This window comes from Pectobacterium artocarpous (genome assembly GCF_046159765.1).
Classification (GTDB): Bacteria; Pseudomonadota; Gammaproteobacteria; order Enterobacterales; family Enterobacteriaceae; genus Pectobacterium.
The window spans coordinates 43905-68248 of record NZ_JBJXVK010000028.1 but is presented as its reverse complement, the minus strand read 5'-3'; the positions used below and the strand labels follow the sequence as shown (position 1 = coordinate 68248).

Sequence of the window (24344 nt, the reverse complement as noted above, 5' to 3'; positions counted from 1 at the left end):
AATGCGTGATCTGATCCTGAGATTGAGCAAAAGTTCGATTTATTCAACAAAGCCACGCAGCGCGTGTGATGTTCACTGCCGGACAGGCAGCTTAGAAAGTCGAACGCCAGCGCCGCCGCTGGCAGGGCCAGTTCACTGCCGGACAGGCAGCTTAGAAACTGAAGTACACTTTAATAAAACACTCGTCTTCGTTCACTGCCGCACAGGCAGCTTGGAAATGGGCTTGAAATAACCCTTTGTTCGACTGCACTTTTTTGTTGAGCCTTTGGTTCTATTTTTTTCCTAAAATAAAAACTTCCACCATACTTTCAGAGGGGAGAAGAAAAAGGAAAGAGAAACGCATGCTAAAACTTATTTTTGTAACGGCCAGAGATAGAAAACGTCTTACTGAAATATCCTCTATTTTGGTTCGTCATGGTTCGCAGGACATTATCCGCTTTCTTGGCTTATCTGAGCTGGTGGGGAAGCCTTCATCTACCTCTTTTCGCTCCGATATTCCCTTGCCTGAGCGTTTATGTGCCGCACTTGAAGAATTAGGGCCTACGTTTGTGAAATTAGGCCAAATATTAGCTTCACGTAGTGATTTGCTTGGGCCTGAATGGACGAAGGCACTGGGCAAATTACATAGCAGTGCGACCGCACTTCCCTGGGACGTCGTTGAACGTATTATGCGGCATTCTCTGGGGACTGAACTTGAGCATGTTTTTTCTTGGTGGGACACCACGCCACTTGCGGCCGCGTCGATAGGGCAGATTCATCGCGCCCGACTCAAAAATGGTAAAGAGGTCGTGGTCAAAGTGCAACGGCCTGGTTTGGACGAAAAATTACGGGCAGATCTTCGGTTATTACGTTTCCTGGCGGAATCGATAGAAGAACAGAATCATCGGTTAGCGCGTTTTCGTCCGGTACAGCTTGTGTTATTTCTCGATACCGCCCTCACGCAAGAGCTGGATTTTTGCTATGAAGCGGCGAACTACGAAACGGCGAACTACGAAACGGCCATAGCCCAGTTCAAGACTGACCCCGATGTTGTGATTCCTATGGTTTATAAAGACTGGAGTTCTTCAACATTGTTGGTGCAGGATTTTCTGGAGGGTGTGTCTCCGACGCTCGTGGGGTCTGCTCGGTCAAATGAGTACGATGGCCCTCATTTGGCGCAGATTGGGGCAAAGGCATTTATGAAAATGGTATTTGAGTACCGTTTTTATCATGCGGACCCTCATCCTGGGAATGTCATGATTTTGCCGGAGAATAAAGTCGGTTTTATTGATTTTGGTATGGTGGGGCGACTCAGTGACGCTCGCCGTAATGAATTGCTGTCATTTCTTTATGCCATCAGTGAAAGCGACAGCCATGGTATTGTTGATGCCTTAATTGGTTGGAGCCATGCATCAGAATTAGATGTTGAGGAATTAGAACTTGCGGCGGCGTTTTTCCTCGATCGTCAAGGATGTCTCCCATTGCAGTTGGGAAAAGCACTGACGGATATATTCACAACCGCACGCGAATTCCAGTTAACTTTACCGCCAGACCTCGTCTTATTATTTAAGGCCTTGATAACGGCAGATGGTGTATTACAGCGGTTGGACCCCGAGTTTGACATTATAAAAACGTTGCGCCCAATGCTGCGTAAACACATGTTTAAAAGGGGAAAGGCATTTTTCAGTCAACGCAGTTTGATCAAACTGGGTCATCAATTGGGGCACTCAGCCTCAGATCTACCCCAAACGCTACATTTGGTTCTAAAACGTTTGCAGCATGGTCGGGTAAAAGCCGATATCTCGCTTACGAATTTGGATAAGTTGGGGATGGCCTTGGAAAGGGCGGCGGTTACGCTGGCGATTGCGATGATTACTGCTGTTTTAGCATTAGTATTGGGGGCGTGGATGATCCTGACCGATCTCCATTTAGCCGGAATTCCTCTTCTGCCAGTCATTAGCGGTAGCGGGGTATTCGCCGGTATGGCCTGGTTAATCTGGCGTTTGCGGGGAAGGTAAACCGCGACAATTTGCGATGTTTACTCACAAAGATTTTGTTCTCGCCAGTTCAGCCAGATTCGCATATCAAATTCTAACTGGTGATAATCAGGATCCATATGGCAACAAAGTTGGTAGAAGGCTTTGTTATGATCTTTTTCTTTGAGGTGGGCGAGTTCGTGTATCACGATCATCCGCAGGAAATCTTCCGGCCCGTCACGGAATAGCGTCGCTATGCGGATTTCGTTATTGGACTTTAATTTTCCTCCCTGTACGCGTGCCACAAACGTATTGGTTCCCAGCGTTCCTTTTATCGGATTCTGTTTGTTATCGTAGAGCACCTTTGATATTGCGGGGGCGTTTTTCAGATAGCGCTGTTTCAGCTCGGCGACAAACTGATAGAGCGACTTGTCACTCTGAATCGGATGGCGGTCAGGGTATCTTTTTTCCAGCCAGAGCCCGAGTTTGCCTTGATCGAGGAGCGTTTGAACTTGGGCAACAATCGCTGGAGGATAGCCGTTCAGGTAGCGTAGTTGGGTCATGACATTTTTATCACACAAGCCACTGAGTTAGGCGAGTTCACAACGGTGAGTCGGTTAACCCCGTGGCGTTGTCATTTTACGATTTACTGAATCGCGGCGAAGGCCGCAGCGACGCGTTGGACGTTGCTGTGATTCAGCCCCGCCATACACATACGGCCGCTGGCGATCAGGTAGACGCCGAATTCTTCACGCAGACGATCAACCTGCTCCGGGCTGAAACCGGTATAGCTGAACATGCCGCGCTGAGTGAGCAGGTAGTCAAAGTTGCGGTTTGGCAGCGCGTTTTTCAATGCGGAAACCAGTTCCTGACGCATGCTCAGAATGCGAGTGCGCATCTCTTCGACTTCCGCTTTCCAGTCGGCATTCAACTGTGCGTCGTTCAGGACTTTAGACACCACCTGTGCGCCGAAATTCGGAGGGGAAGAGTAGTTGCGGCGGACGGTCGCCTTTAACTGACCCAGCACGCGCTGTGCGCTGTCGGCATCGTCACACACCACGGAAAGGCCGCCGACGCGCTCGCTATACAGTGAGAAAATCTTGGAGAACGAGTTGGCGATGAGTGCCGGAACGCCCGCGCTGGCAATGGTGCGAATCGCATAGGCATCTTGTTCGATCCCGAGGCCAAAGCCCTGATAGGCGATGTCCATAAACGGAATCAGCTCACGCTGGATGATAACTTCAATAACGCGATCCCACTGTTCGGTGGTGAGGTCTGAACCGGTCGGGTTGTGGCAGCACGGGTGCAGCAGCACGATGCTGCGCGTCGGCAGCGTTTGCAGCGTGGCAAGCATGGCGTCAAATTTTACGCCCAGGCTTTCGCCATCGAAATACGGGTAGGTGTGAACGTTAAAGCCCGCGCCCTCAAAAATCGCAATATGGTTTTCCCATGTTGGATCGCTGACCCACACTTCTGAATCCGGGAAGTAGCGTTTCAGGAAATCCGCCCCCACTTTCAGCGCACCGGAACCGCCCAGCGTCTGGATAGTAGCGATGCGACCGGCTTCCAGCGCCGGGTGGCTTTCACCAAACAGCAGGTGTTGGATCGCGGTACGGTAAGGCTGTAACCCTTCCATCGGCAGATAAGAGCTCGCGCTCTGAGCCGGCTGTTTCAGGCTGCTTTCTGCTGCACTGACGGAGCGCAGCTGCGGGATAATATTTTGCTCGTTGTAGTAGAGCCCGATACTCAAATTGATCTTATCTGCTCTTGGATCCTGTTTGAATTTTTCCATCAGAGACAGGATAGGATCTCCGGCATAGGTATCAACGTTTTGAAACACAGTGTAGCTCTCCTGAGTGTGTCATTTTTATAGGTACTGCAACCCCGACGATGGTGGGGGGACAATCAGGCCGCGTAACGGCCGGGGCGATGATTCATCGCGATAATCAGGTTCAGAATGGTTGCCCCCAGAATCGAAGCAATCAACATCGGTATGCTTACCACGAACAGGGAAGTCAGCACAATCACAACGTCAACGCCCATCTGGAGTTTTCCCGCCCGCAGGCCGTATTTGTCCTGAAGATAGAGTGCCAGAATATTCACACCACCGAGGCTGGCCTTATGGCGAAACAGCACAACGAAGCCGATTCCGGTGATGATATTGCCGAACAGCGTGGCGTAAAACGGGTTGAGCCGATCGAAATGAATGAACATCGGGTGCAGATCGGAAAACAGGGAAACTAGCCCGACGGCGCAGAAGGTTTTCACTGTGAACGCCCACCCCATGCGGCGTAAAGCCAGATAATAGAAAGGCAGGTTCAGCAGGAAAAAGGCGATGCCAAAGGAGACGTTAGTCAGATAGTGGATAAGGAAAGCGATGCCTGCGGTGCCGCCGGTGAGTGCGCCTGCCTGACGTAGCAGAATGACGCCAAATGACACCATCAGCGTGCCGATCAGTATCGCCAGAATGTCTTCCAGTAGCGTGTGTGATATTTTTTGTGTGGGAATAACGTTATCCATGGTGAGCACTCAACAGACTGTCGTAAAAACATGCACTTACCAAAGCAAGAATCACACCAGATAATGCGGTTTAGCCGCATTCATGCGCATCATATCCTCTATGATAAGGGTAACGTATTGAATTATATGAATGAAAGAGATGCGTTATTCATGCAATTTTTATTCTTTATTTGATTGATTTGTGCGTTTTTTTTGTATTTTTGCGTAAATCATTCGTTTCTTTGCACTGGATAGAGGCGGTTGCCCCAATTCAGGGCAACGCAGGCAGTTCTGGCATCATCAAACCGTTTTCTTTGAGACGGTTTAACACCACTGAGGTTTTCAGGTGCGCAACGCTCTTGTTCTGCGAGAGAATCTGGCTAATCAGCGTGCTGAGCCCTGGCAGATCCGCCACGGCGACTTTTAACAAGTAATCGGCATCGCCCGTGGTTTTATAGGCGTCGATAATGGCATCCACTTCTCCCAGCATCTGATGAAAACGTTCCACGTATTCGCTGGTGTGATTGATTAACCGCACTTCAATCAACCCCAGGCATTCCAGCCCGACCGCGTTCGGTGACAGGCGAGCATGATAGCCGAGAATTAACTGCGCCTGTTCCAGCGCGATGCGGCGGCGGGAGCATTGCGAGGCAGAAAGCCCGACCAGCTCGCTGAGTTCCTGATTGGTCAGGCGGCCGTTGGTCTGTAGCAGCGTCAGGATTTTCAGATCGAAATCATCAATGGTGTACATCGCGTTCCCTAAACCGTGTCAGATAGTGAGCCAAACAGACTACCAGCTTTTTAGGCCGCGTTGCCTATGAGTTTTTTATCGTAGCAAGTCGCCTTTCCATCCGTGTGCACCATGATAGGTCATGTTCATGCACCTAAGAGGGATGAGTAGCGCGATTGTGCGCTAAATTGCCTTTTATTTGCACTAATCGTGTGGTTTTTTGGGTTTTATGCGTGATGTGTGAATTTATTGCTATAAATAAATTATGAAAATTTTCATTGTGTTACTAGTAATCATGAGCCTGTCTACAGACTGAGGACGGTTATCTGGCCTGATAGTTGCTAAACCCTCTCGGTTCGAATTTTATTGCTGACGGGGAAAATCATGGATACAGAACAGGCAGAAGGGCAGTTGAAAAGAGGGCTGAAGAATCGCCACATTCAACTGATCGCACTGGGGGGCGCAGTCGGAACCGGGCTATTTCTAGGGATCGCGCAGACGATCAAAATGGCTGGGCCGTCGGTGCTACTGGGTTATGCGATTGCGGGTGTGATTGCATTTTTTATTATGCGGCAACTGGGTGAGATGGTTGTTGAGGAACCTGTTGCTGGCTCATTTAGCCACTTTGCGTATAAGTACTGGGGGAATTTTGCCGGATTTATGTCCGGCTGGAACTATTGGGTGCTGTATGTCCTGGTAAGTATGGCTGAATTAACGGCCGTCGGGATTTATATCCAATATTGGTGGCCGGATGTACCAACCTGGGTCTCTGCGGGGATATTTTTCGTGCTGATCAATGCGATCAACCTGACTAGCGTTAAGGTATATGGCGAAATGGAATTCTGGTTTTCGATCATAAAGGTGGCGGCGATCATGGGAATGATCGCTTTTGGAGGCTATTTGCTGTTCAGCGGCGCGGGTGGCCCAGACGCTAGCGTGGCGAATCTGTGGCAACACGGAGGCTTCTTTCCGAACGGTGTGAGTGGCATGGTGATGGCGATGGCAGTGATCATGTTCTCTTTCGGTGGGCTGGAACTGGTTGGGATCACTGCCGCTGAGGCGGACGATCCGCAAAACAGCATTCCGCGTGCGACGAATCAGGTTATTTACCGCATTCTGCTGTTTTATGTGGGCGCGCTGGCGGTGCTGTTATCGCTGTACCCGTGGGGGAAAGTGGTTGAGGGGGGGAGTCCATTTGTCATGATTTTTCATGCGTTGGATAGCAACGTTGTCGCGACCGTGCTGAATCTGGTGGTGCTGTCTGCTGCGTTATCTGTTTATAACAGCTGTGTGTACTGCAATAGCCGCATGTTGTTCGGGTTGGCTAAGCAAGGTAACGCCCCGCGTGCGCTGTTGAAGGTCAATCAGCGCGGTATCCCTCTGGCGGCGCTTGGCGTCTCCGCTTTAGCGACGGCAGGATGTGTGCTCATTAACTACCTGATGCCGGGTAAAGCCTTTGAGCTGCTGATGGCATTGGTGGTGTCTGCTCTGGTTATCAACTGGGCGATGATTTGCATTACTCACCTGAAGTTCCGTGCCGCGAAAAAGCAGGCACAGCAGGAAACGCGCTTTAAAAGTCTGGGCTACCCCGTGACGAACGTCATTTGCCTGCTGTTTCTGGCGGGGATTCTGGTCATTATGGCGATGACACCGGGTATCCAGATTTCGGTGCTACTGATCCCCTTTTGGCTGCTGGCGCTGGGCGTGAGTTATAGAATGAAAAAGAAAGGTAGTGCGTCGAATTCGCCGCTAATAAAAGCAGATACCTAATATCAGGTGTTTTATCGGTATACATTGACAGGGGAACGTAATGAAAAAGAGTTGGTTGGCGTTATTACTGGTCGCAGGGGGAGCGAATGCTCAGTCGCATCTGGATTCCGTTCAGCAGCAAGGGGTGTTAACTGTCTGTACGACGGGGGATTACAAACCCTATTCGTTCTTACGCTCAGACAGTGGCTATGAAGGTATTGATATCTCCATGGCAGAGTCACTGGCAAAAAGTTTGGGCGTAAAACTTAACTGGGTACAAACCACCTGGAAAACGCTGATGACGGACTTTCAGGCGGGGAAATGTGATATCGCGATGGGGGGAATTTCCGTTACCTTACAGCGACAAAAGAATGTGTTCTTTACCCAACCGTTAGATGTGGACGGCAAGATACCGCTGGTTCGCTGTGAGAACAAGGAACGTTACCAAACTATCGATCAACTCAATCGCCAAACAGTGCGATTAATCGAGCCCGCAGGTGGCACCAATGAGGCTTTTGCCCATGCTTTTTTACCGCAAGCCACATTAACACTGCATGACAACGTGACGATTTTTCAGCAACTGGTGGACAAAAAAGCGGATGTGATGATCACAGAGGCGTCCGAGGCTTTATTTCAGCAGAAGCAGCATCCTGAACTGTGTGCGGTTAACCCTGCTCAGCCGCTGCAATACGGTGAAAAAGCCTACATGCTGCCTCGTGATGATATGAGCTGGAAATTTTATGTCGATCAGTGGCTACATCTGACCAAAGCGACGGGAGAATATCAAAAGATCGTCGGTGAGTGGTTGGCGGTGGCACCGTAAGAGGCGATATCTCGCCAGTGAACGGCGGTAGTGAATGCTGGCGCCGTTCTGCCGCGCTAAATGCGCGGCATGAGGTTTATTCAGCAATGATGATCCGTTCGTCATTGTCTCCCAGACAGACACTTAACTGCTCAGCTTGCCGCATAGTAGATAACCTATCTGAAAGTCGGCAAGCCATGGGCTTGCCGATAAAAACCAGCCAGTCCATTTTTACTCACTATCGACGTATTCCAACATGGTACGCTGTGTTAAGCGCGTGATCAGTTCGTAGGCACTGGCGCCCGTGTGTGCGGCAATGCGTTCAACGGGAAGCGTTGGCCCCCAGAGGATCACTTCATCACCGACCTTATCCTGCGCATCTGGCCCTAAATCCACCGTGATCATATCCATCGAGACGCGACCAGAAAGCGGGACTTCACGGCCATTGATAAACACGGGGGTACCGGCTGGCGCACAACGCGGATAGCCATCACCGTAGCCGACGGCCACCACGCCCAGGCGGGTATCGCGTGGGCTGGTCCAGGTGCCGCCGTAACCGACTGCTTCACCCGCGTGGTGTTCGCGAACGGCGATCAGATGAGAGGTAAAGGTCATGGCAGGCTGGAAGCCGAAATGTGCGGCATCCTCGTTATCCAGCGGTGACACGCCATAGAGAATGATACCGGGACGGACGCGATCGCGATGCGACTGCGGCCACAGCAGAACACCGCCAGAGGCGGCGATGGACTGTGCGCCGGGCTTGCCTTGGGTAAAGGCATCAAAGTAGGCCAGTTGGCGTTCAGTGGTTCCCGCTTCGGGTTCATCGGCGCGGCAAAAGTGACTCATGATATTGACTGGCTGAACCACATTGCGGCATGCGGTCAGGCGCTGCCAAAACGCATCGGCGCTTTCCGGCAGAACGCCAAGACGATGCATACCGGTATCGAGCTTCATCCACACGCGTAGCGGCTGTGGCAGCGTGGCCTGCTCCAGCGCGGCAAGCTGTTCGGGGCTGTGAACGGCGGTTTCTAGCTGGTGCTCCGCCAGAAGCGGGAGGTCGTCGGCGGAGAAAAAACCTTCCAGCAGGACGATGGGCTTGGTGATGCCGGCAGCGCGTAGCGCCAGCGCTTCGGAGAGCCGTGCGACGCCGTAGCAGTCAGCGTCGCAAAAGGTATGGGCAGCTTCGATCATGCCGTGGCCGTAGGCGTTGGCTTTCATGATGGCAACGACCTGGCTGCCAGGCGCGAGCTGGCGGATACGTTGCAGGTTGTGGCGCAAAGCACGCCGGTTAATGACGGCCGTTGCCGTTTTCATTCTTGTTCCTTAGAGCAGTGTTGTCATTGCTGAGCGCTGCGTTATTCATCGTCATATTGTGGGCCGGCATAGTTATCAAAGCGCGACCACTGCCCGTTAAAGGTCAAACGAACGGAACCAATCGGGCCGTTACGCTGTTTCCCCAGAATGATTTCAGCGATGCCTTTCAGATCGCTGTTTTCGTGATAAACCTCATCACGATAGATAAACATAATCAGATCGGCATCCTGCTCGATGGAGCCAGATTCACGCAGATCCGAGTTAACCGGGCGCTTATCGGCGCGCTGTTCCAGACTCCGGTTAAGCTGCGACAGGGCGACGACCGGAACCTGCAATTCTTTTGCCAACGCTTTGAGCGAGCGAGATATTTCGGCAATTTCCAGCGTACGGTTGTCGGACAACGACGGCACGCGCATCAATTGCAGGTAGTCGATCATGATCAGGCTCAGGCCGTCATGTTCGCGGAACACGCGGCGGGCGCGGGAACGCACTTCGGTTGGCGTCAGGCCGGAGGAGTCATCGATATACATGTTGCGCTTTTCCAGCAAAATACCCATGGTGCTGGAAATACGCGCCCAGTCTTCGTCATCCAACTGACCGGTACGGATGCGGGTTTGATCCACGCGGGACAGCGACGCGAGCATACGCATCATGATCTGTTCGCCGGGCATCTCCAGACTAAAGATCAGTACCGGTTTGTCCTGCATCATCGCGGCGTTTTCGCACAGGTTCATGGCGAAGGTAGTTTTCCCCATCGAGGGGCGCGCGGCGACGATGATCAGGTCAGATTTCTGCAAGCCTGCGGTCTTTTTATCCAGATCCTGATAGCCGGTAGAGACACCGGTTACGCCGTCGTGCGGGCGCTGATACAGTTGTTCGATTCGGGAAACGGTGTCTTCCAGAATACGGTCAATGCTTTTCGGGCCTTCGTCTTTGCTGGCGCGGTTTTCGGCGATCTGGAACACGCGGGATTCCGCCAGATCGAGCAGATCTTCACTACTGCGGCCCTGTGGATCGTAACCGGCATCGGCGATCTCATTGGCGACGGAGATCATTTCACGCACCACAGCGCGCTCGCGCACGATGTCGGCATAGGCACCGATGTTAGCAGCGCTCGGGGTGTTCTTTGCCAATTCGGCCAGATAGGCGAAGCCACCGGCGGACTCCAGTGAACCTTGCAGCTCAAGCGATTCTGACAGCGTAATCAGGTCGATCGGTTTGCTCATTTCGAGCAGGCGCTGCATCTCAGTGAAAATCAGGCGATGCGCGCGGTTATAGAAGTCGTTCGCGACAACACGCTCGGCGACATTGTCCCAGCGTTCATTGTCGAGCATCAGGCCACCCAATACCGATTGTTCCGCTTCCAGCGAATGTGGCGGAAGTTTCAGACCTTCCATCTGGCGGTCACGGGGTTCATTCGATTTATTGGTGGGTCTTTTCTCTGCCATGAAACGGGTTCTTTACCGGTTGATTTGCCATTGGATTAGGGGGCATTGTATATGCCACACGTCCGAAATAACACAATATACCCGTCATACTTCAAGTTGCATGTGCGTTGGCTACGTTCAGTCGCCCGAATCACTTACTCAAGTAAGCTCATCGGACTCCTTCGCTTGCCGCCTGCCTGAAACTCGAATTATTTAGGGTATACGTATTATAGAGAAACAACGAATCTGTCACGATTAAGGAGATAACATGGCAAAACGCGTTCAGTTCCGAGCTTATGGTGGCCCAGAGGTTCTGCAATACGTGGATTTCACGCCTGCTGAACCCGCAGCGGGAGAAGTTCAGGTTGAGAACCGCGCCATCGGCATTAATTTTATTGATACCTATATTCGCAGTGGTCTGTATCCGGTGCCTGATTTACCTTCTGGGTTGGGAACCGAAGCGGCGGGCGTTGTGACGAAAGTCGGAGCGGGGGTGAGTGCGCTGAAAGTGGGCGATCGCGTTGTGTATGCGCAATCCGGGCTGGGCGCGTATAGCGAAGTGCATAACGTGGTGGCGGAGAACGTTGCGCTGCTACCGGACGCCATCAGCTTTGATCAGGCGGCGGCCTCTTTCCTGAAAGGGCTGACGGTTTACTACCTGCTGCGCCAGACGTATGAAATCAAGCCCAATGATGTTTTCCTGTTCCATGCCGCGGCGGGAGGCGTTGGGCTGATCGCCTGCCAGTGGGCGAAGGCGCTGGGGGCGAAACTGATCGGGACGGTGGGGTCCGATGAGAAAGCGGAGCGGGCAAAACAGGCGGGCGCCTGGGCGACCATCAATTACTGTACCGAGAATATTGCACAGCGCGTCACGGAACTGACCGAGGGGCAGAAAGTGAACGTTGTGTATGACTCGGTCGGGAAAGATACCTGGGAAGCCTCGCTCGATAGCCTGCGTCGTCGCGGATTGATGGTCAGCTTCGGCAATGCGTCCGGGCCGGTCACTGGCGTCAATCTGGGGATTCTGAACCAGAAAGGCTCGCTGTACGTTACGCGTCCGTCGCTATTTGGCTACGTGACGAACCGTGCCGAACTGGAACAGGCGAGTCATGAACTCTTTTCACTGCTCGCCAGCGGGGCGATTAGGGTGGACGTGCCGCAGAACCAGAAATTCGCACTGGCGGAGGCGCAAGCCGCCCACCGGGCGCTGGAAAGCCGCAGTACGCAAGGTTCCTGCCTGTTGATTCCGGGCTAATCGCTCAACGAGGTTATCGCACGTCTGGCGATAACCTCGCTTCTCCGGCCCGCTTTTTCCATACTGGATAAAGGGCTGCCCACGGTATTACTTCTTAACAAAAAAACCAAAATGGGTTGTTTGTTTTTTAGACACCCTTCTGTAGGATTTGACGAAAATAGATTAAGACGGTCATTCAGATTTTGTGCCTTGCTCGTTGCCTGCGACCGTACATTAATCCCAATAGGCAGAGTCGAACGTGCATATCGCGTTTGGCTGTGAGCATAGGTTCCACGGCATTTTTTCCAACATGGTTCTCTCTTTACCTCTTCGCTATCTCGATGGTTGTTTTCACAGGCGACTCCTCGCCTGATTTTGAACACACTAAAGAAGGATGTGAGTATGAGATCCATCAAACGCCTGCCGATGCCCCCAACCCGAAGTATTCTTGGGCATGTTGATTGCCTAAAACGAAGCGATGTTCATCTCCAAATGCTGCGATGGAAAGCGCAGTATGGCCGCTTTTATCGCTTAAGGTTGGGGTTCACGTCAGCGATAGTCATTGCCGACGCGGAATGTATACGTACCATTATGAAATCCCGCCCCGACGAATTTCGGCGAATCAGCAGCATTGAGTCCGTATTTCAGGAAGCCGGGTTGAACGGGGTTTTCTCATCGGAAGGGAAACGCTGGGAGAATCAGCGCAGACTGACGGAGCCGATGTTTCAGCCCGCCCATCTGAAGTATTTCTATCCCAGTCTTAGAAAAGTGACCTCCCGACTATCTGACCGTTTCACGATGCTGGCTGAAACAGGGGAGACCGTTGCCCTGGTGGAGGAATTCAAGCGCTATACGGTTGATATCACGTCATTACTGGCTTTTGGCGAAGATGTTAATACCCTCGAACAGGGGGAGAATCCGCTATCGCAAAGTTTACGCCATCTCTTTCCCATGATTAATGCCCGCAGCAGTTCTTTGTTTCCTTTATGGCGGTATCTCAGGAGAGATCAAGATAAGCAGTTCGATGCAAGCCTGAGCTTGATTCGTGAATACGTTGATGGATTTATTTATCACCAGCGGAAACGCATCCGGTTAAATCCACAGTTAATGAAAACGCCTGAAAATATGCTGCAGGTGATGCTCGCTGAGCAGAAAAAAGATGGGACGCTGAAAGACGACGACATTGTAGCCAATGCGATTACGCTTCTGCTCGCAGGGGAAGACACAACGGCGAATACGCTTGCCTGGATGAGTTTCCAGCTTTGCTCGTCGCCTTCGGTAGAAGAGTGCGTTTTTCAGGAGTGTAAAGAGGCGACTGATGGTGCCGGAGCTATCCTCCCGTGGCCGCTTCCTCGACTGCCTTGGCTCACCGCAGTGATGTATGAATCAATGCGACTCAAACCCGTTGCGCCTCTGTTGTATCTTGAGCCAACGAAGAACACTATTATTGATGATTTCTTCATCAAAAAGGGCACGCCGGTATTGCTGATGCTGAATGCGAGCGGGTTTGACGACGCGTTATTTCAGCAGTCCGATGATTTCATGCCTGAGCGGTGGCTTGAACGCGGAAAGGCCTCTTTTTCCGATCTTCAACCTTTCGGCGGTGGGCCACGTATGTGCCCCGGACGTTCGCTGGCATTAATGGAAATTAAACTGGGGTTTCACGCGTTGTGTAGTGGGTTCCACGTTGAGGCGCAGCAGCCTGCATCGGCTGTCACCGAGAGCTTTGCTTTTACGATGTCGCCATCCGGCTTTCGCGTGAAGCTACACAAGCGCGAGCCGTTGCAATAGCAAGGCTGGATGTGGAGCGTGAGTGGACGTGCTGAGGTTCGGGAGGACGGTTGCTAAGTGACGGAGTCTGGCAATAATACCGACTCTTCACAAGTGGGTATCATTGCCAGAGAGGCCTTGGCCGTTACGCTAATTTCATCCGACTGTATGTAGGGTACAGCGTGGTGATCGTCACGAAAGTGCCGCTGTGCGGCTATTATTTCCCTGACGACGATGAAATCGTGTGGCTGATGTACCACCGTGTTTGTTCACCTTTTAAACGACAATCAGGTGTCAAACTGTGGCGTCATCCTAGCAGCCACATCAGAGAAAAAATATCTGCTGGCGCACACTTTTGTACTAAAGCAGCTCGTATTAAAACAAGCCGTATTAAGTTGGTGTGAAACACGGCCTTACCCGTTATTTTCGCGCGTAATTCAGATTTTTCTCTTTCTTAGCATTACCACTCATTCCCGTTGCGCTGGCGATAAGTGTATTTGCGATAGGTATAGCGGTGTGAGTTGTAGACAGGCCGCCCGCTAAATTTGCGCCACAGCCACACGGCCATGACGGCCAAAATCAGCCACGGTAGCACCTTTATCGCTATGCTAAATAATCCGCCAATCAGCATAAAAAGGGACGCTACAAACAGTGCCGCAATCACGCCCAGCAGTGACACGCCCGTCAACATCAGCATGATAAAAAAGCCAATAACGAAGAAAATTTCCAACATAGTGCGCTCCTGTAGCGGTTAAACCTCATCTTACGCAGGGAAGAGAAAAAGATGGTTCTGCGTGCTACATAAGCTATAACAAAAATCGTGCCAAGATGTGACGCTGGTAAGTGATTGATTTACCAGCGACTCTAGGAAGAAAAATGAAAGACTGTTGATGAAAAATACTAACTATTAGTGTTTTTTAAACCAGATTAACCAGCGCCAGTGCTCGCTCTACCACCGCAGCGTCGGCACCAGGTTTGTGGGCGTTTTCGCTTAGATAGCGTCGCCATTGACGTGCGCCGGGGATGCCCTGAAACATGCCGAGCATGTGGCGCGTGATGTGGCCTAATGACGCGCCGCCAGAGAGCTCTCGCTCGATATAGGGATACATGGCCCGCACCACGCCAGCGAGATCCGGCATGGCGGCATCGATACCAAACAGCTCGCGGTCAACTTGCGCCAGAATACCGGGATTTTGGTAAGCCTCACGGCCCATCATCACGCCGTCCAGATGCTGTAAATGCGTTTTGACTTCTTCCAGCGTTTTGACGCCTCCGTTGATGGCGAGGGTGAGCGCGGGGAAATCGCGCTTGAGCTGGTAAACGCGCGGATAATCCAGCGGTGGAATTTCCCGATTCTCTTTCGGGCTAAGACCCGATAGCCAGGCTTTGCGTGCGTGGACGATAAACGTCTCACACTCGCCGCGCTCGGAAACGGTTTGAATAAAGTCGCACAGGAATGCATAGCTGTCTTGATCGTCAATGCCTATGCGGGTTTTTACCGTAATCGGGATTGACGTGCTGTCTTTCATCGCCTTGATACAGTCCGCCACCAGTGCGGCCTCGCCCATCAGGCAGGCACCGAAACGCCCATTCTGTACGCGGTCAGACGGGCAGCCGACGTTCAGGTTAACTTCATCATAGCCCCGCTGCTCTGCCAGTTTGGCACACTGCGCCAGCGCTTGCGGATCGCTACCGCCGAGCTGCAATGCCAGCGGATGTTCTTCTCCGCTGTAGGCCAGATAGTCACCTTTACCATGAAGAATCGCCCCGGTCGTCACCATTTCGGTATAGAGCAGCGTCTGGCTAGTCAGTTGGCGAAGAAAATAACGGCAATGGCGATCGGTCCAGTCGAGCATCGGCGCGGTGGAGAAGCGGTTAAGATGAGAAGCGCGGGAATCGGTTGATGCCGTATTGTGTGTACCTGATTTTACGTCGGTCATGGTTTGTTAGTTATCGTTTCGTGTGTGTCTGGCGGTGTGGTCTGAGGTTACGTCTGCTGGCACCTGACTATAGCATAGGGAGCGCATCGTGACTGAGTGTTATCTTACTCTGCACTCTCTGCATCAGGGAACTTGCCTTCCGCATGCGCGGTAACCTGAGAGCAATAAATAGGAATTGCGACGCTGCTAACTACGTATTACGGGTATTGTCTCAGGTTTGGTCTGGCTGTGTTCGAACATGGTTTACTCTGCTGTTGGCTATGAGTAAGAAGAGGACGTTCGCTCCATGCTCAACATCAAATTTGGAACGTATTAGCAAATCAAAACAGAATCAGAACCAAAATTGTATAGGAGTTTATTTTGCCAGTCAGTTAACGCTTTCTTCGTAACAAATCCGTATACCATCGTATTATCACTCCCATGGAGAACTGAATTGGCACCTGTTTTATAAACACTTTTCGCTAAGCCTCAGCCATATCGTCAAGGCGTTTTTTTATCAATAAATCCTCAGAGAAAGAAAATTAATGCAGCTCAACTTCCCAGTCTTCATAAGGTGGTTCGACGGTGAAACTGGGGTCGCAGTAGTGTCGTAAGTAGTCCGTGGCGCGTTTCTCGGCATATTTGGCGTTCAAGACGTTGCCGTCTTCATCCAGCTCTAACACATTGGCGTAAATAGCAAAAACCTGTTCAAACGCGCTGGGCTCTTCACCGTACAGTGAAAGGTAATCAATGCCTTCCAGCGTATTTTGGGTACCGCTGGCCATGAAATAGGCAAACGTTCTTAATGCACTGCTAAAGCTATGGCTTAATTTCATCGCCAACCCCCCACATTATGGCTTGCTTTGACGCTGTAACTCGCTCGTACATGTTGCTTCCTTCTCAACGGGATGGATGAATGAGCGCGGTAGCATGCTGATTGATCACGAAGGCGATACTGTAGCGGTTTAAAGGGATGAGATACAAACGGCATCGCGAACGAAAAAAAGGAGCAGGCCGCATTGGCTTGCTCCCATGAAGGTTGATGAGGACGCTTATGCTGCTGAGCGGCTGACCATCTGTGTCAGCACCTTGCGCCATGCGTCTACTTGGCCGAGGTAGTTTGCCGCCGGGATTTGCTGGAAATTCCCGTTGGCGTCTTCCAGCGCAAACGTGGGGAAGCCTTGTCCACGTATTTTCGCTAGTAGCGCCCGGCTGGCGCTGATATGTTTTGACAGCGCTTCTGCCTGAATAAAGGCGAATTCCGTGCAGAAGGCGTCGCCATCAAGGCCGATCGCTTCCGCACACTGACGCAGCACAGCGACGTCGGCAATCTGGAGCCCGGAAACGTAGTGTGCCTGTTCGATCTGGTACAGCATCGCCATGCCTTTATCATCCATCACTGCCGCAGCGAGTACGGCAGCCGTCGGCGGCGCGGAATCCAGCACGACGCTGGTGTCGCGCAGCAGCCCTTCGTAATACGCTTCTCCGAAAGTTTGCCCGGTCATTTGCGCAATACGGCGATCGTGGGGGATCACATAATCGTGCCACTCTGGGGTGATGGTGCGGCTATTGCTGCCGGTCATCATACCGCCGCCGTGGAGGATCAGATCCAGCCCGTCAATCTCCTGCGCGGCCAGTGCGAGTGGGGCGGCGCCGTAGCACCAGCCGCACAACGGATCGTAAATGTAATGCAGTCTTACTGTGGCCATTTCATTTCACCTTTCAGGACATTGGCGCTCAATTCAAGACCTGACTCTTCTTTCAGCGTCGGGTAGTGTTTTTTCATTGCTGCGATCAATTCGGCAGAATCTTTAGATTTTGCCAGCTCTTTTTCCACCGTATCCAGATATTGCAGCGTAAAGGTCACGTTTTTCAAGGTGTAACCCGTTGGTGCGATAAAGTGGCCTGGCACGACCGTGGTCGGCTTCAGCGCTTCAATGGATTTCAGCGTGTCACGCCAGTGAACGCGAGATTCTGGCGTTTGGGTATCGGCAAGCCAGACGTGAATATTGGCAGACACCGGAATACCGCCGACCACAGCTTTCAGCGAAGGGATCCAGACGTACGTGCGATCCGGCGTTGGCCCTTTCAGTCCTTTCACTTCCAGTTTTTTGCCGTCAACGGTAAAGCTATCGCCTTCCAGCACTTGAGGAACCACGATTTCTTTCGGCGCGTTTTCTTTGAGAACCGGGCCCCAGTGTGCCACTTTGCCGTCTTTGCTGGCGTTGATCGCGTCGATGGTCGCTTGGGTTGCTATGATTTTAGCCTCTGGGAACGCGGCTTTAATCACGTCCAGACCGAAATAGTAGTCAGGGTCGGAGTGGCTGATATAAACGGTGGTCAGTTTTTTTCCGGTGGCTTTGATGCGATCAACCAGCGTTTGAGCATCGTTACGCTGGAACTGGGCATCGATCAGGGCGACTTCTTTATCGCCGCTGATAATTTCAGAGGAAACAGGGAATACACTGGCTTCACCTGGGTTAAACACGTCGATTTTTAACTCAGCGGCGTTAGCAGCAGAGGCCAGCCCCAACGAGGCAGCGAGTAAAGAGACGGTAAAAGCGATAGATTTAGACATGGTGATACTCCACAGGTATGACAAAGAGTGGGTTCATGTTATGTTGCATTAATCGTACGAAAAACCGCAATACTGGCAATTGTTTGTTGCATAAAACGGACTAATTTATGGATCGTATTACGGCAGCCGAAGTGTTTGTGACGATTATAGACCGCGGTAGCATGATCGCGGCGGCGGATACGCTGGACATGTCACGGGCGATGGTGACGCGCTATCTGGCGGAGATGGAAACATGGGCGGGGGCGCGGTTATTGCACCGCACCACGCGTAAGCTGAGCCTGACGGATGCGGGGGAAAAAACGTTGGCGCGCTGTCGGGAGATGCTGGCGCTGACGGCGGATATGCGCGTCGACGCCGATACTGACGATGCCACGTTAAGCGGCCTGCTGCGCATCAGCTGTTCGCAGTCGCTGGCGCAGGGGGCGCTCGGCATGGCGATCACGGCGTTCCTGCGCCACTATCCTCGGGTCGCTATCGATCTGCAAATGAATAACCGCGCGGTGAATCTGGTTGAGGAACGTATCGATCTGGCGCTGCGCATTACCAACGAGCTGGATCCCAGTCTGATCGCGCGTCCACTGGCGAGCTGTGAGTCAGTGCTGTGTGCGTCGCCTTCTTATCTGAATGAGCACGGAATTCCGCGACAGCTAACCGATCTCTCGATTCATAACTGCCTGACCTACACCTATTTTGGCAAAAGCCTGTGGCATTTTTCCCGCGATGATGAAAAGTTTACGATTCCCGTTAGCGGTAACCTGAGCGGCAATGAGTCGCTGGTACTGCTGGCCGGCGCGCTGGAAGGGGCGGGAATTGCGCTGCAACCGCGCTATTCTGTGACGCCTTACCTCGCCAGCGGACAACTGGTGGCGCTGTTGCCGGAATACCGTCCGCAGATGATGGGGATTTATGGCATTTACACTTCGCGTCGCCAGATGCCTGCCGCGCTGCGTACCCTGCTGGATTTTCTGGTGGACTGGTTTGTTCACGATCCTCGTTGGCGGGCGCTGGCACAACCATCGGCGCAGTGATTGGACAGCAGGCTAGCGCCGCAAGACCTGTTCCAGACGGGGAGGGATGCTCGCGGCATAGTCTCTGAGTTGCTCAATGACGGTATCGACCAGCGCAGACGCAGGGCGGTGCAGCGGGCGAATCAGGCTGACCGTAAAGGGCACGTCGATGCTGAAAGGCCGCACGACCACGCCGGAGGCGGCATAATCCAATGCGGTGAGCGGATTGACGATGGACAGCCCGACACCCGCCCGCACCATTGCACACACCGACGCCGCACTGTGGGTTTCCAGCACCATTCGGCGCGATACGCCCTGTTCCTGAAACAGCTTATCCAGCAACTGGCGATAGCTGTCGGCGCTCGATAGGCTGATAAAGGGCTCATCGGCAAAATCCTGCGGTGTGAGCACCGCTTTGGGTGCCAGCGGATGCCCGGCAGGCAACACGCACACTTCATTGAGTAACATCAGCGTTTGCCGCTCGGTACCGGCTGGCGTGAGGCTGTTTTCCGTTAAACCTAAATCGTGGCGCTGGGCAGACAACCACTCTTCCAGCAGTGGCGATTCCTGCGGAATGATGTGCAGATTAAGTAGCGGATAACGTGCCAGCAGTGGCTTGCAAACATCCGGCAGCAGCGACTGTGAAAATACGGGCAGACAGGCAACGGAAAGCTGCGCCTGCTGAAAACGGCGAATATCGTTGGCGGCGTTGATAATCCTATCCAGCCCATAATATGAGCGTTGCACTTCTTCAAACAGTTGTAGCCCCTGTGCGGTGGGGTAAAGCCTGCCGCGCAGCCGCTCGAACAGCGTCATCTGAATCAATTTCTCAAAACGAGCCAGCTCGCGGCTGACAGTTGGCTGCGAGGTGTTCAGCAGCGCAGCCGCTTCTGTCAGATTTCCGGTCGTCATGACCGCATGGAAAATCTCAATGTGCCGTAAGGATATTGCTGCCATGTCGCCTCCGCCGTTCGTTTTTATAAACCATCATTCTGATAAACCATATCAGAAATGAATAGAATATGCTTAAAACGATATTTGTTTACCCGTTGGGGTATTTTTATAGTGTTTCCCAATCACGTTTAACCCTGTAAATCGGTAACGCTATGCCTCACGATCTGAACGACGTCACACACACCCTGAACGCGCAAAGCTTGCGTGAACTGCCTGCCCGCTTTGGTTGCCCGGTTTGGGCCTATGATGCACATACCATCGTTAACCGCATCTCCCAACTGCGTCAGTTTGACACCATTCGCTTCGCGCAGAAGGCGTGTTCCAACACGCACATTTTGCGCCTGATGCGTGAGCAGGGGGTGAAAGTGGATTCGGTCTCGCTGGGGGAAATTGAGCGTGCGCTGATCGCAGGGTTTGTGCCGGGTACGGACGATCATGAGATCGTGTTTACCGCCGATCTGCTGGATCGCCCGACGCTGCAACGCGTTGCCGAGCTGAATATCCCTGTAAATGCTGGCTCAGTCGATATGCTGGAGCAGCTTGGGCAGCAGTCGCCGGGGCATCCGGTATGGCTGCGCGTGAATCCGGGCTTTGGTCATGGTCACAGCCAGAAGACCAATACTGGCGGCGAGAACAGCAAGCACGGTATCTGGTACGGTGATTTGCCGCTGGCGCTGGCGCACATTGAGCGCTATCAGCTGAAGCTGGTGGGGATCCACATGCACATTGGTTCCGGTGTCGATTACGGCCATCTGGAACAGGTATGTGATGCGATGGTGCGTCAGGTTATTGAACTGGGTCAGGATCTCGAAGCGATTTCAGCGGGTGGCGGGTTATCGATCCCGTATCGCCACGGTGAGGAAGCGATTAATACCGAACATTATTACGGGCTGTGGAACGTGGCGCGCGAGAAAATTGCCGCGTACCTCGGTCATCCGGTGACGCTGGAAATCGAACCCGGACGTTTTCTGGTCGCGGAATCCGGCGTGCTGGTGGCGGAAGTGCGGGCGATCAAATCCATGGGAAGTCGACACTTTGTGCTGGTTGATGCCGGGTTTAACGATCTGATGCGTCCGGCGATGTACGGCAGCTATCACCATGTTTCTCTGCTGCCGGGCGATGGCCGTGATATCAGCCAGTCCACTTTGCGTGACAGCGTGATTGCCGGGCCGCTGTGCGAATCTGGCGATGTATTTACCCAGCAGGCTGGCGGTGGCGTGGAGACGTTCCCGCTGCCGGATGCGCAGGTGGGCGACTATCTGGTTTTCCATGACACTGGCGCGTACGGCGCATCCATGTCCTCGAACTACAATAGCCGTCCGCTACTGCCAGAAGTGCTGTTTGAAAACGGCGAACCGCGTCTGATTCGCCGTCGTCAGACGCTGGAAGCGCTGCTGGCGCTGGAAGCGCTTTAATCGATATTGTTTGACTGTGTCGGGGGAAAGGCGTCCTGCTTTTCCCCTGAACGTGACGCATAACGCAGGCCATCCCCTTACCGATTGAACCTGATGCGCCAACCGAACGTCATCCCGGCGACGGACAGCAGAATCGCAACGGCTCCTGCAAGCTGCATTCCATCCAGTTTATGTCCAAAGGCTGCCCAGTCTACTAGCGCCGCAATGACGGGATAGAGAAACGACAGTGCGCCAACCAGTGCGGTCGGGATCTTCTGTATCGCGCTGTATAACAGTGTCGACATCAGGCCGGTATGGAGCACGCCGATAGCCACGAGAATTGCCCATTGCGACGCTGCCAGAGGTGGGAACCGCAGCGAAGGGGACAAAGAACCACGACGCCACCCGAGCTTTGAAACGCTCTGGGCGCTGGCAATGGCGCTGGACGTGCAGGTGAGTCAACTGATTGGGCAGTCTCGCCAGCATGTGCAGGTGATTCGGGCTAACGAAGGCGTGGCTACCTACTCGGAGCAGGCAAATTATGCCGCGACGCGGCTGGCAGTCCGCACGGGATGCAGTTTTACTGTGAGTTTTACTTAGCGTAGAACGGCCCTTTCTGTACCGATTCGCGCAGTTTCAGTTCGCCGGTGAAGGGTTGCAGTGGTTTGACGTCTTTGCCTGCGATCAGATCCAATACTTGCGTAATCGCGGTGGCGGCCATTGCTTCAATCGGCATGTAGACGGTGGAAAGTGAAGGGTGCAGGTAGGTTGCACAGGGCTCATCGTCAAAGCCGAAGACGGAGACATCTTGCGGTAATTTTTTCCCCGCCTCGTACAGCGCTTTCATCGCGCCAATGGCCATGTGATCGTTGCTGGCAAACAGCGCGCTAAAGCTCATGCCGCTGTTCAGCAACTGCCGTGCAGCCTGATAGCCACTAGCCACCATACTGCTTCCATACGCCACCCGTTGTGGTTCAAACGCGATCTGATGGGCAGCTAAAGCCTGCTGATAGCCTGCGAGCCGTGCCTGTGCCGTCGGCGTTTGCATCGGTGCGGTGATGCAGGCGATTTCGCGGTGACCCTGTTCAATCAGGTAATTCACCACGTCAAACGCGGCCTGCTGCTGGCGGAAGAAAATGCAGTGCTCCCGCGCCTGCGGCAGATCGCGATTCATCACGATCATCGGAACGGTCAGCGTGTTGAGTAGCGACATGAGATCCGCTTCGGACATATAGCGGGTATAGAGAATAATCGCGTCGCACTGCCTGTCAGACAGAAGCTGCACTGCACGCTGTTCATCTTCCGGCGTATCGTGCCCATCGGTCACGATGAGATGTTTACCGTGACTTTCTGCGATATCGGTAGCACGGCGCAGCAGGCGGCCAAAGTAAGGGCCGTCGAAATTGGAGATAACAAGACCGATACTGTTTGAGGTGCGACGAGCCAGCGAACGTGCCAAAAAATTAGGGCGGTAACCTAGCTCGTCCATTGCCCGAAATACCGCATCGCGTGTTGCCTGTTTGACCTGCCCGGTACCGTTTAGCACTCTGGATACGGTCGCTTTAGAGACCCCTGCACGTTTCGCCACTTCCAGCATGGTTTTCATGGCTGCACCTTAATTGAGTATGATGACGGGCTGAAAACGCCTATCCATCCCTGATACTAATATCATGTAACATGTTACCACAGGCCTATTGTTGGATTTAACGTCCGATGCGCGTTTCTCAAGCAGATTTTTGTCAGTTTTTTGATGTAGCCATTTCTCGCCGTAATAGCACAATCTCTTCTGCTAAATCCCGGCACAGCATGGCGGTCATCAGATGATCCTGAGCATGCACCATGATCAGATTGACGGGCACCTTTCCTTCCCCTTCATCAAGGCCGATCAGCCGTGTTTGAACACGGTGAGCCTCACGCGCGGCTTTCTGACGATTGGTGCCGTCTTTCTGATTGGTGTTGAACTGGGGAAGATTAACGGTTCACGCGGGCTATTTCCCGGCCTACTGGCGGTGATCTGCTTTATTGCCGTGACACCAACCACGATCGAAATGACCGTCAACGGGCGGATGATGGTGGTGAAAGACGGTTAGGTCTGGCTCTGCAACAGCACGTACTGGACTTCTGCCGCCGTCAGGGCTTTGACGATCTCTATCTATACGCCACGTTTAGCGGCTATTACGAAAAACACGGCGTTACATCGGTGAGGGTCTGGATTATCCGGACAAAGCCGTACGCCTGTATCACCAGTCGCTGTAGGCTACCTCTGAGTTTTGCATAGAAACATGGCGAAGAGACAACGCGGAGAAGTATCGGGGGGTATCAGAATGATGTCCAGTCACCTTGACCTGCTGCGGCTGCGCTCTTACCCGGCGCTTGTAGTTCTTCATTATTCGTTACACACACCTGGTTAAATTCAGCGTCTGCCCCATGCAGACTCGGCGATCCTACACCTCACTTTCTGATTGATTCTGCTGAAAAAGTGGACTAATGCCCCTGTATTTGGAGAGTTATTTCCCTATAAAAAGTCAGGAAATGTGAACGGACGGTAAAAGGGCGAGAAACAGGCATTGGAGGGAAAAGGAACCTTTCGGGGAATATAGCGGTATTTATGCGGCGAAAGTGGGGTAAAAAGCAGGCAGCCTTACATGATTCGCTAGAATTTTACAGTTGGTTGCACTTATAGAATAACTCTTTCGATTCATCGCTGGTGAAGATAAATGACGATCCTTAGAGTAAGAAGTCCCAGAGGTATTGATTGGTGATATGTCGATGTGCTCTGTACATTGAAACCATTTGATTACACCAACCTACGCGGATGCGTAGGTTTTTTTTTTGCCTGAATTTCCCGTTTTTGTTATCTCCCGCAATTTTCATTGCTATGTGAATACTGTGCCGACGGCAATCTTCACGTTCAGCCGCGTCCCCGTCACTTGAAGTATGATGTGTATAGAGTATTTTGACGTATCGCTTGGTGGTTTTTGCGCTTCGGCAAACTGCCCGTTTATCTGTCTA

The 24344-nt window shown here is 52.6% G+C and carries 21 protein-coding genes and 4 pseudogenes; 10 read left to right on the top strand and 15 right to left on the bottom strand.

Going from position 1 to position 24344, the window contains the following annotated elements; genetic code table 11:
• Positions 1-341 precede the first annotated feature (341 nt).
• Entirely contained in the window at positions 342-1997 is a 1656-nt protein-coding gene (locus ACKQAD_RS17390) for an ABC1 kinase family protein (RefSeq protein WP_409161272.1), read from the top strand.
• Between the two features lie 20 nt (positions 1998-2017).
• Here ACKQAD_RS17390 and ACKQAD_RS17385 read toward each other — a convergent pair whose 3' ends face one another.
• The 4 genes from ACKQAD_RS17385 to ACKQAD_RS17370 form a co-directional block, all read right to left on the bottom strand.
• Positions 2018-2518, bottom strand: a complete 501-nt coding sequence (locus ACKQAD_RS17385) for a M48 family metallopeptidase (protein WP_409161271.1) — start codon at positions 2516-2518, stop codon at positions 2018-2020.
• Positions 2519-2601: 83 nt separating this feature from the next.
• A complete protein-coding gene (locus ACKQAD_RS17380) occupies positions 2602-3795 on the bottom strand; it encodes an amino acid aminotransferase (RefSeq protein WP_409161270.1) in 1194 nt (397 codons plus the stop codon).
• A gap of 65 nt (positions 3796-3860) precedes the next feature.
• Positions 3861-4475, bottom strand: a complete 615-nt coding sequence (locus tag ACKQAD_RS17375) for a YitT family protein (RefSeq protein WP_409161269.1) — start codon at positions 4473-4475, stop codon at positions 3861-3863.
• A 250-nt stretch (positions 4476-4725) separates the two neighbouring features.
• Positions 4726-5205 carry an Lrp/AsnC family transcriptional regulator gene (locus ACKQAD_RS17370; protein ID WP_180741597.1) on the bottom strand — a complete coding sequence of 160 codons (480 nt, stop codon included), beginning with the start codon at positions 5203-5205 and terminating at the stop codon, positions 4726-4728.
• A 363-nt stretch (positions 5206-5568) separates the two neighbouring features.
• Between ACKQAD_RS17370 and ACKQAD_RS17365 the strand changes: the two genes are divergently transcribed.
• Both ACKQAD_RS17365 and ACKQAD_RS17360 read left to right on the top strand, forming a co-directional pair.
• Positions 5569-6954: an amino acid permease gene (locus tag ACKQAD_RS17365; RefSeq protein WP_409161268.1), complete on the top strand. Its 1386-nt coding sequence runs from the start codon at positions 5569-5571 to the stop codon at positions 6952-6954.
• A 40-nt stretch (positions 6955-6994) separates the two neighbouring features.
• Positions 6995-7756, top strand: coding sequence for a transporter substrate-binding domain-containing protein (locus tag ACKQAD_RS17360; protein ID WP_409161267.1), 762 nt, complete (start codon positions 6995-6997; stop codon positions 7754-7756).
• Positions 7757-7966: 210 nt separating this feature from the next.
• Here ACKQAD_RS17360 and alr read toward each other — a convergent pair whose 3' ends face one another.
• On the bottom strand, positions 7967-9049 hold the full coding sequence (gene alr / locus ACKQAD_RS17355) for an alanine racemase (protein ID WP_409161266.1): 1083 nt from the start codon (positions 9047-9049) through the stop codon (positions 7967-7969).
• Positions 9050-9090: 41 nt separating this feature from the next.
• Complete coding sequence (gene dnaB / locus ACKQAD_RS17350; RefSeq protein ID WP_010279223.1) at positions 9091-10497, bottom strand: replicative DNA helicase; 1407 nt, start codon at positions 10495-10497, stop codon at positions 9091-9093.
• Between the two features lie 247 nt (positions 10498-10744).
• Here dnaB and ACKQAD_RS17345 point away from each other — a divergent pair, with 247 nt between their 5' ends.
• Both ACKQAD_RS17345 and ACKQAD_RS17340 read left to right on the top strand, forming a co-directional pair.
• Positions 10745-11731, top strand: a complete 987-nt coding sequence (locus ACKQAD_RS17345) for a quinone oxidoreductase (RefSeq protein WP_409161265.1) — start codon at positions 10745-10747, stop codon at positions 11729-11731.
• Between the two features lie 381 nt (positions 11732-12112).
• Positions 12113-13501, top strand: coding sequence for a cytochrome P450 (locus ACKQAD_RS17340; RefSeq protein WP_409161264.1), 1389 nt, complete (start codon positions 12113-12115; stop codon positions 13499-13501).
• A gap of 439 nt (positions 13502-13940) precedes the next feature.
• On the opposite strand, the gene pspG is transcribed toward ACKQAD_RS17340, so the two are convergent.
• From pspG to ACKQAD_RS17315, 5 genes are all read right to left on the bottom strand, one after another.
• Positions 13941-14213 carry an envelope stress response protein PspG gene (gene pspG, locus ACKQAD_RS17335; RefSeq protein WP_409161263.1) on the bottom strand — a complete coding sequence of 91 codons (273 nt, stop codon included), beginning with the start codon at positions 14211-14213 and terminating at the stop codon, positions 13941-13943.
• A 184-nt stretch (positions 14214-14397) separates the two neighbouring features.
• The gene (gene dusA, locus ACKQAD_RS17330) at positions 14398-15420 is read right to left on the bottom strand and encodes a tRNA dihydrouridine(20/20a) synthase DusA (protein ID WP_409161262.1); all 1023 of its coding nucleotides are present in this window, start codon (positions 15418-15420) and stop codon (positions 14398-14400) included.
• A gap of 521 nt (positions 15421-15941) precedes the next feature.
• Positions 15942-16235, bottom strand: coding sequence for a DUF7677 family protein (locus ACKQAD_RS17325; protein ID WP_261847005.1), 294 nt, complete (start codon positions 16233-16235; stop codon positions 15942-15944).
• Positions 16236-16451: 216 nt separating this feature from the next.
• Positions 16452-17108 (bottom strand): DsbA family protein, encoded by a 657-nt coding sequence (locus tag ACKQAD_RS17320; RefSeq protein WP_409161261.1) that lies wholly within the window; start codon positions 17106-17108, stop codon positions 16452-16454.
• A complete protein-coding gene (locus ACKQAD_RS17315; protein ID WP_409161260.1) occupies positions 17096-17977 on the bottom strand; it encodes an MBL fold metallo-hydrolase in 882 nt (293 codons plus the stop codon). Before ACKQAD_RS17315 ends, ACKQAD_RS17320 begins: the two co-directional genes overlap by 13 nt.
• Before the next feature lie 107 nt (positions 17978-18084).
• Between ACKQAD_RS17315 and ACKQAD_RS17310 the strand changes: the two genes are divergently transcribed.
• Positions 18085-19005: a LysR family transcriptional regulator gene (locus ACKQAD_RS17310; RefSeq protein ID WP_409161259.1), complete on the top strand. Its 921-nt coding sequence runs from the start codon at positions 18085-18087 to the stop codon at positions 19003-19005.
• 12 nt (positions 19006-19017) lie between these two features.
• Here the strand turns inward: ACKQAD_RS17310 and ACKQAD_RS17305 are convergent, their stop codons facing one another.
• A complete protein-coding gene (locus ACKQAD_RS17305) occupies positions 19018-19941 on the bottom strand; it encodes a LysR family transcriptional regulator (protein WP_409161258.1) in 924 nt (307 codons plus the stop codon).
• A gap of 149 nt (positions 19942-20090) precedes the next feature.
• Here ACKQAD_RS17305 and lysA point away from each other — a divergent pair, with 149 nt between their 5' ends.
• On the top strand, positions 20091-21353 hold the full coding sequence (lysA, locus tag ACKQAD_RS17300; protein ID WP_409161257.1) for a diaminopimelate decarboxylase: 1263 nt from the start codon (positions 20091-20093) through the stop codon (positions 21351-21353).
• Between the two features lie 77 nt (positions 21354-21430).
• On the opposite strand, the gene ACKQAD_RS17295 is transcribed toward lysA, so the two are convergent.
• A complete protein-coding gene (locus tag ACKQAD_RS17295; protein ID WP_409161256.1) occupies positions 21431-21667 on the bottom strand; it encodes an EamA family transporter in 237 nt (78 codons plus the stop codon).
• A 67-nt stretch (positions 21668-21734) separates the two neighbouring features.
• Between ACKQAD_RS17295 and ACKQAD_RS17290 the strand changes: the two are divergent.
• Positions 21735-21893 (top strand): annotated as a pseudogene (locus ACKQAD_RS17290) (DNA-binding protein); the annotation flags it as partial.
• A 31-nt stretch (positions 21894-21924) separates the two neighbouring features.
• On the opposite strand, the gene ACKQAD_RS17285 reads toward ACKQAD_RS17290, so the two are convergent.
• Together ACKQAD_RS17285 and ACKQAD_RS17280 are read right to left on the bottom strand one after the other, a co-directional pair.
• Positions 21925-22938: a LacI family DNA-binding transcriptional regulator gene (locus ACKQAD_RS17285; RefSeq protein ID WP_409161255.1), complete on the bottom strand. Its 1014-nt coding sequence runs from the start codon at positions 22936-22938 to the stop codon at positions 21925-21927.
• Positions 22939-23071: 133 nt separating this feature from the next.
• Positions 23072-23260, bottom strand: a pseudogene (locus ACKQAD_RS17280) (PTS lactose/cellobiose transporter subunit IIA); the annotation flags it as partial.
• Here ACKQAD_RS17280 and ACKQAD_RS17275 point away from each other — a divergent pair.
• A pseudogene (locus ACKQAD_RS17275) lies at positions 23246-23416 on the top strand (PTS sugar transporter subunit IIC); the annotation flags it as partial. The pseudogenes ACKQAD_RS17280 and ACKQAD_RS17275 sit on opposite strands and share 15 nt — an antisense overlap.
• A pseudogene (locus ACKQAD_RS17270) lies at positions 23410-23588 on the top strand (GNAT family N-acetyltransferase); the annotation flags it as partial. The pseudogenes ACKQAD_RS17275 and ACKQAD_RS17270, both read left to right, overlap by 7 nt.
• Positions 23589-24344: the final 756 nt, after the last annotated feature.

Bases quoted from the DNA above. Each gene is read 5' to 3' on its own strand.
- ACKQAD_RS17390 (WP_409161272.1), top strand. From the start codon at position 342: ATGCTAAAACTTATTTTTGTAACGGCCAGAGATAGAAAACGTCTTACT.
- ACKQAD_RS17385 (WP_409161271.1), bottom strand. From the start codon at position 2,518: ATGACCCAACTACGCTACCTGAACGGCTATCCTCCAGCGATTGTTGCC.
- ACKQAD_RS17375 (WP_409161269.1), bottom strand. From the start codon at position 4,475: ATGGATAACGTTATTCCCACACAAAAAATATCACACACGCTACTGGAA.
- ACKQAD_RS17370 (WP_180741597.1), bottom strand. From the start codon at position 5,205: ATGTACACCATTGATGATTTCGATCTGAAAATCCTGACGCTGCTACAG.
- ACKQAD_RS17365 (WP_409161268.1), top strand. From the start codon at position 5,569: ATGGATACAGAACAGGCAGAAGGGCAGTTGAAAAGAGGGCTGAAGAAT.
- ACKQAD_RS17360 (WP_409161267.1), top strand. From the start codon at position 6,995: ATGAAAAAGAGTTGGTTGGCGTTATTACTGGTCGCAGGGGGAGCGAAT.
- alr (WP_409161266.1), bottom strand. From the start codon at position 9,049: ATGAAAACGGCAACGGCCGTCATTAACCGGCGTGCTTTGCGCCACAAC.
- dnaB (WP_010279223.1), bottom strand. From the start codon at position 10,497: ATGGCAGAGAAAAGACCCACCAATAAATCGAATGAACCCCGTGACCGC.
- ACKQAD_RS17345 (WP_409161265.1), top strand. From the start codon at position 10,745: ATGGCAAAACGCGTTCAGTTCCGAGCTTATGGTGGCCCAGAGGTTCTG.
- ACKQAD_RS17340 (WP_409161264.1), top strand. From the start codon at position 12,113: ATGAGATCCATCAAACGCCTGCCGATGCCCCCAACCCGAAGTATTCTT.
- pspG (WP_409161263.1), bottom strand. From the start codon at position 14,213: ATGTTGGAAATTTTCTTCGTTATTGGCTTTTTTATCATGCTGATGTTG.
- dusA (WP_409161262.1), bottom strand. From the start codon at position 15,420: ATGACCGACGTAAAATCAGGTACACACAATACGGCATCAACCGATTCC.
- ACKQAD_RS17325 (WP_261847005.1), bottom strand. From the start codon at position 16,235: ATGAAATTAAGCCATAGCTTTAGCAGTGCATTAAGAACGTTTGCCTAT.
- ACKQAD_RS17320 (WP_409161261.1), bottom strand. From the start codon at position 17,108: ATGGCCACAGTAAGACTGCATTACATTTACGATCCGTTGTGCGGCTGG.
- ACKQAD_RS17315 (WP_409161260.1), bottom strand. From the start codon at position 17,977: ATGTCTAAATCTATCGCTTTTACCGTCTCTTTACTCGCTGCCTCGTTG.
- ACKQAD_RS17310 (WP_409161259.1), top strand. From the start codon at position 18,085: ATGGATCGTATTACGGCAGCCGAAGTGTTTGTGACGATTATAGACCGC.
- ACKQAD_RS17305 (WP_409161258.1), bottom strand. From the start codon at position 19,941: ATGGCAGCAATATCCTTACGGCACATTGAGATTTTCCATGCGGTCATG.
- lysA (WP_409161257.1), top strand. From the start codon at position 20,091: ATGCCTCACGATCTGAACGACGTCACACACACCCTGAACGCGCAAAGC.
- ACKQAD_RS17285 (WP_409161255.1), bottom strand. From the start codon at position 22,938: ATGAAAACCATGCTGGAAGTGGCGAAACGTGCAGGGGTCTCTAAAGCG.